This window comes from Nonomuraea spiralis, from assembly GCF_014648435.1.
Taxonomy (GTDB): domain Bacteria; phylum Actinomycetota; class Actinomycetes; order Streptosporangiales; family Streptosporangiaceae; genus Nonomuraea; species Nonomuraea spiralis.
In genome coordinates this window covers 117,693-127,268 of sequence record NZ_BMRC01000014.1, presented here as the reverse complement: position 1 = coordinate 127,268, position 9,576 = coordinate 117,693, and the positions used below count along the sequence as shown (strand labels likewise).

The window sequence follows — 9,576 nt, the reverse complement described above, 5'->3', positions numbered from 1 at the left end:
CACGTCACGGCTCTTCGAGGCGTTCGCGGGCCGGACCTCGACCGTGGTGTCGGCCCGGTCGGCGGCGACGAACCGGACGCGTCCCGCGGGGACGTCCAGGACGGCGCGGATGACGGCGGGGGTGTCGAACGTCTGCATGATGCTCTCCTGTGGACTCATGTTCGGCGGGCCCGGTTCGCGACCCGGAGGCCGCATCGCCGAACCCTTCATGCGCCAACCATCGCCGACCACCCTGACACCGGACCATCGCCGCACTGACACCGCCACTGACGTACGACCGGCCCCAACCCGCCCAGCCGGGCGTCAACCCATCGTCGCGAAGGTGTCACGCAACCGGCGCAGGTCGCGCATGCGGGCCTCGTACGTCGCCCCCACCACCACGAGCAGCAGGCCGCCCACGGCGATCGGCACCCAGCGCGGCACCGCGAGGAACATCTCCGACACGTACGGAGCCAGTTCCCGCACCACGACGCCGGCGACCACGACCGCTCCGATCGACGTGGGCGCCTGGAGCTTGAACCGGACCCCGGCGAGCAGCACCGCCAGCGCCAGCACGCCGAGCACCAACGACCGCCGCCATTCGGTGTCCGCGTAGACCGCCACCAGGCTGGGCAGCATCGTGACGGAGAGACCCGCCCCGTAGGCGGCCCACGACGAGACCACCGCACCGCGCCGCCGCCACCAGCCGGATCCGAGCAGGACCAGCGAGCACGGCACCGTGTACGCCTCGACGACGGTGACCTCGTCGGCCCCCAGCCGCAGCCACGACGCCAGCAACAGCAGGACGGCGCCGGTGTACCTCAGGCCGTTCCCCCGGTCGGCCGAGCCCGCCCACAGCGACACGAGCAGCACCAGCACCCCGGCCACGGCGAACCCCATGCTTCCCGCGATCGGGACGCGCACGCCCAGCGAGAACCCCGCCGCCACCGCCTCCAAGCCGAGGAACAGGGCGGCGAAGCCCACTCCCCAGAGCCGGAGACCCGTCAGCCCGGCCCGCAGCGCCATCGCCACGGCCGCCACCGCCAGGATCGGCAACACGATCAGCGTCGCCGGCTCGCTGCCGAACGCGTACGCCGCCGCCCGTACCGAGGCTGGGGCGGCGACGAGCGCGCAGGCCAACGCCCACCACGGCGCCCGGCCCAGGGTGGCGGCCACCGTCGGCGCGACGGCGAGCGCGACCTGCACCGCCGTCGCGACCGGGTAGGGCATCCCGAAGGCCTGAGGGGCGACCGCGATCACGAGCGCCCCGGCCACCAGCGCGCCGACCACGGCCACCCTCGTCAACCGCCCACTGCCGCCCCCGGCCTCCCCTTTCATCGGCCACCCGCCGGCGCCCCTGGCGGTCGCCGCCAGGAGGCCGGTCGCCAGCACGGCCAGCACCACCACGTCCGCCGGCGACGCCGGCTCGAACGGCTGCCGCTCCCGCCCGTTCCAGGTGCCCGTCCACAACACGTCCAGCCAGGCGAACGGCGCCGCCAGGGTGACCACGAGCCGAGGCAGCAGTGTCAGCGTGGTCAGCAGCGCCACCAGCCCGCCGGTGGCCATGCCCGCCGGCCGTACCCGCCGCCAGGGCAGCCGGTCAGCGGCGAGCACCACCACGAGTGCCGGGACGAGGTAGGCCAGGGGACGCCAGTCCGTGCCCGGACCGTCCAGCATCGGTTGCGCCAGCGCCGCCGGTACGGCGATCAGCGTGAGCACGGTTCCGACGGCGACCGCGGCGGCCCAGATCTCCCGCTCGGCGTCGCCCCGCCTGGCCAGCAGCCATGTCACCAACCCGCCGAGCAGCGCCAGTCCGACCAATGGCGCCGAGCTGACCAGCGCCTGAGCGACGGAAGGAGATCCCAGCGCGTACGGCACGCCGCCCAGCAGGGCGAGGACCGCGACCGCGCTGCCGGTCGAACCGGCCGTCACCCGCACCGCTCCCCGGCCGTGGCGGACCAGGACGACGTCCAGCGCCGCCGTCGCCACCAGCATGGCCACCAGCCAGGTCTCCGACCAGTCTCCGGTCAGCAGCGGCAGGACCGGCTGCGCCAGCACCACGGCGACGGGAGCAGGGCCGCGGAGCCGGGTGACCCGGGCGTAGGCCACCAGGATCAGCGCGGTCAGCCCGAGCACGCCCGCCGTGTAGTGCAACGCGTCGAGGGAGTCGGCCCCAAGGAGTCCCACCCGCCTGGCGGCGTAGCCGTCGAGCAGCAGCAACGCGACCGCCAACCCGGCCATGGTCTCGGCCGTCGCGGTGAGCCCGCGCCGGATCAGCATGACCGGCGCCAGCATGACCAGCGCGGTGAACGCTGCCAGCACGGCCGCGCGCCCGCCTATGCCCAGTTGCCCCCAGCTCACCACGGTGAACACCGCCGCCGCCACGGTCAGCAGCAGGCCGCCGAGGATGAGCAGGACGTTCTTCGCGGTGCCCGTGGACACCTCCGGCCTCGGGACGCCAGGGCCCGCAACCCCGGATCCGGCCGCCGCCGGGTACGGCGGCGGCGCGTGCGCCGCTCCCTGACCCGCCGCTTCGGCACGCAGGGCGCCGAGCAGTTCCGTACGGCGGGCCCGCAGCCCGGCGAGCTGATCCCCCAGCCTGGCGAGAGTCTGGTCCACCTGCCACAGCTCGTGCGCGACGGGACCCTGAAGAGGCAACGCACACCTCGGGCATCTGGAGACCGGCTCCTGGAGCCCGGTGTCGGACAACATCGCCCCGCAGTCCGGACACTTCATACTTCCACGCACCGATACTCCGTTTGAGCCTGACAAGATGACCCATATTGCACCGTGACGTCCTTGCGAAGCACTGTCATCGGTTACCGGTGCGACCGCCATCCGGCCGGCGTTCGACGGCGCCGGGTTCCTGGGCGAGGAGGCGATCCGGGTGGGCCTGTCGGGGCGGCACCCGGTGATCGCCGCTCAGGAGGCGGGGCCGAGCCAGTCGAGGATGAGGCGGTTGACCTCGGCGGGCCGCTCCAGGTGCAGGAAGTGGCCCGCGTCCGCCACCTGTTCGACGCGCGACCCCGCCGGCAGGTGCTCGGCCGCGCTCTTGGCCATCTCCACGCCCATGCAGCCGTCCCGCTCACCGTGCAGGTAGAGGACCGGGCCGGCGGTGGCCGGGTCGACGTCCGGGTAGCGGCCCGAGGGTGGCGTGGTGCCGAGCGCCGCACGGTAGTAGCCGATGGCCGCGCCCTGGTTGGCGGACTCGCCGAGGCTGCGCCGGACGAACGCCAGATCCTCGGTCGGGTCGTAGCCGGGCGACCAGTCCCGCCACAGCCGTTCGATGAACGCCGGGTCCGCGACGGCGGCCTCACCCAGCACGGTCTGGAAGAGGAAGATGTAGAACGACCGCTGGAGCTGCTCGTACGCCATCAACCCCGGAAGCTGCGCGCCCGGCGGCGGCACCGCGAGGGCGACGGCCCGGCGGAAGCGCCCGGCCAGGGCGTAGGCGGGGAAGGCCCCCCAGTCGTGTCCGACGATGACGGCGTTCGCGTCGCCGCCGAGTTCCTCGTGCAGCGCGCGCACGTCGGCGACCAGCGCCGCCTCCTCGTACGCGCCGTCGGCCGGGACCTCGGTGGGCGCGTAGCCGCGGGTGAACGGCGCGACCGCGCGGTAGCCTCGTTCGGCCAGCGCGGGCATCAGGTGCCGCCAGGTGTGCGCGGTGTCGGGGAACCCGTGCAGGCACAACGCCAGCGGCCCCTCCCCCACGGTCAGATACGCGAACTCCACACCGTTGGCGTGGATCGTCCTGATCTCCATGACTGCGAAACCTAGCATTCGCCCTCTTCCGGGAGTACCACTACACAAGGGGCCTCTCATCATGAGGAGACGGCATGCGACGGGGATGGGTTCTCGCTCTCGCTTCGATGACCATCGTGCTCGTGGTGGTCGACCTGACCGCCGTGACGATCGCGCTGCCCGACATCCGCGCGAGCCTGGGCGCGAGCCTGGCCGAAGTGCAGTGGGTGGTGGACGCGTACGCGCTGACGCTGGCCGCCGTCCTGCTGCCCGCCGGGGTGCTGGCCGACCGGTACGGCCGCCGCAGGATGCTGGCCATCGGCGTGGCGGTCTTCACGCTCGCATCGCTGGCCTGCGCCCTGGCTCCCACGGCTCCCCTGCTGGACGTGGCCAGAGGCGTCCAGGGCCTGGGCGCGTCCGCCCTGTACGGCACCACGACCCCGCTCATCGCCTCGGTCTACCCCGAGGGCCCGGCGCGGGGCAGGGCACTAGGGATCTTCAGCGCGGTCTCGGGCCTGGCGATGACGCTGGGCCCGGTGGTGGGCGGCGTGCTGACGGCGGGGTTCGGCTGGCGGGCGATCTTCCTGATCAACCTGCCGATCGGCCTGTTCGTGCTGGTGGCGCTGCGGCAGCGGGTCGCCGAGTCGCGCGGCAGGGGGCACCTGGACCCGCTCGGCGTGCTGCTGGTCGCCGCGGCCCTGTTCGCGATCATCCCGGCGCTGATCCACGACCTGCCGCTGCTGCTGGTGGCCGGGCTGGTGTTGCTGGCGGCGTTCGTGCTGGTCGAGCGGCGCTCGGCGGCCCCGATGATCGACTTCGGGCTGTTCGCGAACCGGGTGTTCGCGGTCGGCTCGGCCACCACGCTGCTCATGCTGGCCGCACTGCTGGGCGGCTTCACCTATCTCACCCTGTACGTGCAGGGCCCGCTGGAGGCGAGCCCCGTCGAGGCCGGGGTACGTTTCCTGGCCTTCAGCGTGGCCGCCGTCATCGGCCCGATCGCGGTCGGCCGGGTCCTGCACCGCTGGCCCATGGGCGTGCTGATCGCGGCGGGCCCGGCGCTGATCACGGTGGCGCTGCTGGTCATGGCGATCCCGGCGGCCGACCGGTGGACGCCGATCATGATCGGGCTGTTCCTCGGCGGTCTGGGGCTCGGCGCGGGCAACGTCGTGGCCAACCAGGTGGGCCTGACCGCGCCCATGGACCAGGTGGGCATGGCCACCGGGACGGTGAACACGCTCAAGCAGGTCGGCACGGCGGTGGGCGTGGCGGTGCTGGCGGCGCCGTACCGGTCGGGGGTGTCGGCGATGTTACTGGTGGCGGCCGGGCTGGCGCTGGCGGGCGCGCTGCTGCCGCTGGCGCTGGCGGCCGGGCGGGTCAGTCGGTCTCCGGCCAGTCCCAGCCCAGCTGGAGGAACAGACCCAGCCGGTCGCTGACCGCGCGGATCTCGCTGATCCGCCCCTCGCGCAGGGTGAACAGGAAGATCGCCTCGACCTCGAAGCTCCGGCCCGTGGGCACGGGCATGCGGGGGTGCGTGCCGGAGTGCACGCCGGTCATGCGGATCCTGGCGACCGCCTTCTCCCCTTCTGCGACGACCTCCTCGACCTCGATGTGGAACGGGTCGAACGCGTCGAGCTGCATCCGGATGCCCTCGAAGGCGGCTCCGGGCTCGTCCGGCTCGCCAAAGATGATCTTGTTGTGGTCGACGACGTCCGGAGCCATGTAGGCGGCCAGGTCGTCGAGGCGGCGTTCGTTGATGGCGGCGATGAACTCGGTGACCACGATCGACCCTCTCTTACGGTGTAAGACGCGAGTATCTTACGGTGTATGAGAGAGCGGATGTCAAGAGAGCGGGTGCTGGAGGCGGCACTGGAGCTCCTCGACCGGGAGGGCGCGGCCGGGCTGTCCATGCGCAAGCTGGGCAAGGCGCTGGGCGTGGAGGCGATGACGCTCTACTACTACGTGCCGAACAAGGACGCGGTGCTCGACGGGCTGGTCGAGCTGGTGCTCTCCCGCGTCACGGTCGAGCCTGCGGGCGACTGGCGGGTGTGGGGGAAGGCGTTCGCCGAGTCGATCAGGGCCGAGCTGCTGCGGCATCCGGCGCTCATGCCGGTGGTGGCGATCAGGCCGGTGGCCACGCCCGGCGCGCTCGGCCTGGTCGAACGCGCCGCCGCCGCGCTCACGGAGGCGGGCTTCACCGCCAGGGAGGCGCTGCACGTGATCAACGCGCTGTCCACGTTCGTGATCGGGCACACGCTGGCCGAGGCGGGCCCGGACAGCCCGGACCAGCCCGATCTGGACCTGGCGGACTATCCGGTGCTGGCGCGGGCGGTCGCCGACGGCCTCGGCACGCCCGAGGACCACCGGGAGCGCTTCGACCTGGCCGTCGCCGCCCTGCTCAGCGGACTTGCTCCGCGAACCCCCGCAACAGGCACGACAACCCGAACTCGAACTGGTCGCCGAAGCTGAGGTCGTCGGCCTCGGCCACCCGCCGGTTGAACTGCGGGTAGGCGCCGCTCGCCATCACCTCGCGGATGTAGGGGGAGATCGAGTCGCGCCACTCCTCCTCCGACAACCCGGTACGCCGCCGCGCCTCCCCCTCGGCCAGCTCCTTGGCCACCGCGCCGAGCACGTAGTCGCCGATCACCCCGATCACGGCGGTCGCCCGCGTGATGTCGGCGGTCAGGGAACGGGCGGCGGACAGGGCGTGCTCGACCCGCCGCAACGAGTTGGGGCCGAGCGCCGGCCTGCTCGACATCAGCGCCGCCAGCCACGGATGGCGCAGCACGCTCGCGCGCTGGTCGCGGGCCACCTGGGCCAGGTCGGCCCGCCAGTCGCCGGTCAGCGGGCCCGGCGCGCCCTCGCCCCAGACCGCGTCGACCATCAGGTCGAGCAGCTCGTCGCGGTTGGCCAGGTAGCGGTAGAGCGAGGTGGTGCCCGACTTGACCTCGCCCGCCACCCGGCGCATGGACACCGCGTCCAGCCCCTCGGCGTCGGCGACCGCGAGCGCGGCCCGCACGATCGCCTCGACGCTCAGGGCATGACGCTTGGGCGCGTAAGGTTCGCGGCTCCACACCAATGACATCCGGCCACCCCCTCTGGCCATCATCGTACGCCTGTGGTTACAGTGTTCCCATGACGGATACAGTGTTCCCAGAAGTTCATGACGTGCTGATCGCGGGCGGCGGCAGCGTCGGGCTGAGCGCGGCCGTGTTCCTGGCCCGCCACGGCGTCCGCGCCCTGGTCGTCGAGCGCGAGCCCGGCCCCCGGGCGCACCCGCGGGCCACCGGGATCGGCCCGCGCACGATGGAGCTGCTGCGCGAGGTGGGCCTGGAGCAGGCGGTGAACGAGGTGGCCGTCGACATGACCGGCGCGGTCCTCGGCAAGATCACCGTGGACACGCTCGCCGGCGCCGACCTCGCCACGCTCGCGGCCGACCTGCCCGCCCGGACGCGGGCGTTCGACACCATGACCTACAGCCCGGCCAGGCTGCGCGGCGTCTGCCCGCAGAACCGGCTGGACCGGGTGCTGCTCGACGCCGCCCGCGAGCGCGGCGCGCACGTCGCGTACGACACCGAACTGCTCTCCGTGGAGCAGGACGCCGACGGCGTGACGGCGGTCGTGTCCGGCCCCGGCGGCCCCCGCACCCTGCGCGCCCGCTACCTGATCGCGGCCGACGGCGTGCGCAGCAAGGTACGCGAGACGCTCGGCATCGGCGTGACCGGCCCCGGCCCGCTCGGCCCCGAGCTGCACAACGTCATGTTCCACGCCGACCTCGGCCACCTGACCGGCGAGTACGGCTTCGCGCTCGCCGAGATCACCACCCCGGAGGCCCCCGGGATGATCATGGCCATCGACGGCAAGACCGAATGGGTCTTCCACACCGCCCAGGAACCGCACCCCGACCTGGTCAGGACCGCGATCGGCGACCCCGGCCTGGAGCTGGAGATCGTCAGCGTGCTCGGCTGGCGGGCTCGCGGCCAGGTCGCCGACCGGTTCTCGCGGGGGCGGGTCTTCCTGGTCGGCGACGCGGCCCACGCCGTGCCGCCCACGGGCGCGTTCGGGCTGAACACGGGTGTCGCCGACGCGCACAACCTGGCCTGGAAGCTGGCCCGGGTGTTGTCCGGCCGGTCGGCCCCGGCGCTGCTGGACACCTACCACGACGAGCGGCGGCCGGTCGCGCAACTGGCGCTGGAGCAGTCGCTGCTGCGGATGCGGGACCTGCGCATGCACTTCGGCCACGGCCCGGAGGCGGCCCGGCTCAGGGCGGAGGCGGGCGCGGTGAACGCGCCGGTCGTGCACGTCGGCTACCGGTACGGCGGCGCGTCGGCGGTCGAGGGACTGCCCTCGACCGAGGACGTGGCACTGTGCCTCGACGGCTCGCCCGGCTCGCGGCTGCCGCACGTGCGGGTCGGCGAGCGCTCCAGCCTCGACCTGGTCGGCACCGACTTCAGCGTGTTCACCGGGACGCCGGTGGACGGCGACCCCGGCGTGCCGGTGCACGTGATCGACGGCTGGCCGTACGGGACGGTGCTGGTGCGGCCCGACGGATTCGTGGCCTGGCGCGGCGAGGAGGGCCTGGCCGAGGCGGTCAGAACGTGTACGGCAGGTGCTTGATGCCGTTGATGAAGTTCGACAGCAGGAAGTCCGGCTCGCCGGTCGTCCGGATGCCGGGCAGGCGGGTGAACAACTCGCGGAACATCACGCTCATCTCCCTGCGTGCCAGGTGGGCGCCCAGGCAGTAGTGGGGCCCCGGCCCGCCGAAGCCGACGTGCGGGTTGGGGTCGCGGGTGATGTCGAACGTGTCCGGGTCAGTGAAGACGGACTCGTCGCGGTTGGCCGAGTTGTAGAAGAGCAGCACCTTGTCGCCCTTCTTGTACGGCACGCCGTTCATCTCGTGGTCACGGGTCAGCGTACGGCGGAACTGGATCACCGGGGTCGCGTAGCGCACGATCTCGTCGCACGCCTTGCCGATGCGCCCGTCGAAGTCGGCCAGCAGCAGTTCGCGCTGGCCGGGATGGTCGGTGAACAGCTTCAGCCCGTAGGAGACGGCGTTGCGGGTGGTCTCGCTGCCGGCCACCACCAGCAGGATGAAGAACGAGCCCAGCTCCTGCGGGCTGAGCCGTTCCTCGCCGCCCACGAGCAGGCTGACCAGGTCGCCCGTCGGGCGTTTGCGCCGTTCGCCGCCGAGGCGGGCGGCCATCCTGTTCAGCGAGTAGCCGGCGTGCAGCAGTTTGGCCAGGCCGCGGGCGACGTTGACGCGGCTGAAGCCGGGGTCGATGCCGGTGTACTCGGGGTCGGCGTTGCCGAGGATGACGTTGGTCCGCCGAAGCACCAGGTCATGAAATTTCGGCGGAATCCCCATTATGTCGCAGATGACCCGTACGGGCAGCCGGGCGGCGACCTGCGACACGAAGTCACCCGGACCCCGCTCGATCGCCTCGTCCACGATCTCGGCGGCGGCCCTGGCCAGGTCCTCCTCCATCTTGGACAGGATGCGCGGCGTGAAGGCCCTGGAGACGATCCTGCGCAGCCGGGCGTGGCGCGGGTCGTCCATGTTGATCATGGAACCGAAGTACACGCTGAGCCAGCGCGGCATGTCGGGGATGCTGTTGGAGCACGGCTCGCTGCTGAAGACGGCCGCGTTCCTGCTGGCCTCGGTCACGTCGGCATGGCGTACCAGGGCGTGGTAGCCGGGGCCGCCGCCGATGAACGGCACGGTCTGCTCCGGCACGAAGACGGGCCGATCCAGCCGGCGCAGCCGGCGGAAGGCCTCCATGCGGTCGGCCTGCGGCAACCCCCAGAACGGTATCTGCGAGATGTCCGGATCCGCGGAGAGCGTCATACCTGCCAAGCCTT

The 9,576-nt window shown here is 72.5% G+C and carries 8 protein-coding genes; 3 read left to right on the top strand and 5 right to left on the bottom strand.

The features are described from left to right. Positions 1-303: 303 nt before the first annotated feature. Together IEZ27_RS31420 and IEZ27_RS31415 are read right to left on the bottom strand one after the other, a co-directional pair. On the bottom strand, positions 304-2,637 hold the full coding sequence (locus tag IEZ27_RS31420) for an SCO7613 C-terminal domain-containing membrane protein (RefSeq protein ID WP_189650544.1): 2,334 nt from the start codon (positions 2,635-2,637) through the stop codon (positions 304-306). Positions 2,638-2,901: 264 nt separating this feature from the next. Beyond that, positions 2,902-3,759 carry an alpha/beta fold hydrolase gene (locus IEZ27_RS31415; RefSeq protein ID WP_229824520.1) on the bottom strand — a complete coding sequence of 286 codons (858 nt, stop codon included), beginning with the start codon at positions 3,757-3,759 and terminating at the stop codon, positions 2,902-2,904. An 89-nt stretch (positions 3,760-3,848) separates the two neighbouring features. On the opposite strand from IEZ27_RS31415, the gene IEZ27_RS31410 reads away from it, so the two are divergent. Further along, complete coding sequence (locus IEZ27_RS31410) at positions 3,849-5,153, top strand: MFS transporter (protein ID WP_189650543.1); 1,305 nt, start codon at positions 3,849-3,851, stop codon at positions 5,151-5,153. Here IEZ27_RS31410 and IEZ27_RS31405 read toward each other — a convergent pair. Next, positions 5,095-5,499 (bottom strand): ester cyclase, encoded by a 405-nt coding sequence (locus IEZ27_RS31405; RefSeq protein ID WP_229824519.1) that lies wholly within the window; start codon positions 5,497-5,499, stop codon positions 5,095-5,097. The two genes, IEZ27_RS31410 and IEZ27_RS31405, sit on opposite strands and share 59 nt — an antisense overlap. A gap of 45 nt (positions 5,500-5,544) precedes the next feature. On the opposite strand from IEZ27_RS31405, the gene IEZ27_RS31400 reads away from it, so the two are divergent. After that, complete coding sequence (locus IEZ27_RS31400; RefSeq protein WP_189650542.1) at positions 5,545-6,186, top strand: TetR/AcrR family transcriptional regulator C-terminal domain-containing protein; 642 nt, start codon at positions 5,545-5,547, stop codon at positions 6,184-6,186. Here IEZ27_RS31400 and IEZ27_RS31395 read toward each other — a convergent pair. Next, positions 6,116-6,802, bottom strand: coding sequence for a TetR/AcrR family transcriptional regulator C-terminal domain-containing protein (locus tag IEZ27_RS31395; protein WP_189650541.1), 687 nt, complete (start codon positions 6,800-6,802; stop codon positions 6,116-6,118). The two genes, IEZ27_RS31400 and IEZ27_RS31395, sit on opposite strands and share 71 nt — an antisense overlap. A gap of 50 nt (positions 6,803-6,852) precedes the next feature. Between IEZ27_RS31395 and IEZ27_RS31390 the strand changes: the two genes are divergently transcribed. After that, complete coding sequence (locus IEZ27_RS31390) at positions 6,853-8,334, top strand: FAD-dependent oxidoreductase (protein ID WP_189650540.1); 1,482 nt, start codon at positions 6,853-6,855, stop codon at positions 8,332-8,334. Here IEZ27_RS31390 and IEZ27_RS31385 read toward each other — a convergent pair. Beyond that, entirely contained in the window at positions 8,309-9,562 is a 1,254-nt protein-coding gene (locus tag IEZ27_RS31385) for a cytochrome P450 (RefSeq protein WP_189650539.1), read from the bottom strand. The two genes, IEZ27_RS31390 and IEZ27_RS31385, sit on opposite strands and share 26 nt — an antisense overlap. Positions 9,563-9,576 lie beyond the last annotated feature (14 nt).

Excerpts from the sequence above, each read along its gene's own strand:
- IEZ27_RS31410 (WP_189650543.1), top strand. The coding sequence starts at position 3,849 with ATGACCATCGTGCTCGTGGTGGTCGACCTGACCGCCGTGACGATCGCG.
- IEZ27_RS31415 (WP_229824520.1), bottom strand. The coding sequence starts at position 3,759 with ATGCTAGGTTTCGCAGTCATGGAGATCAGGACGATCCACGCCAACGGT.
- IEZ27_RS31400 (WP_189650542.1), top strand. The coding sequence starts at position 5,545 with ATGAGAGAGCGGATGTCAAGAGAGCGGGTGCTGGAGGCGGCACTGGAG.
- IEZ27_RS31390 (WP_189650540.1), top strand. The coding sequence starts at position 6,853 with ATGACGGATACAGTGTTCCCAGAAGTTCATGACGTGCTGATCGCGGGC.
- IEZ27_RS31385 (WP_189650539.1), bottom strand. The coding sequence starts at position 9,562 with ATGACGCTCTCCGCGGATCCGGACATCTCGCAGATACCGTTCTGGGGG.
- IEZ27_RS31395 (WP_189650541.1), bottom strand. The coding sequence starts at position 6,802 with ATGTCATTGGTGTGGAGCCGCGAACCTTACGCGCCCAAGCGTCATGCC.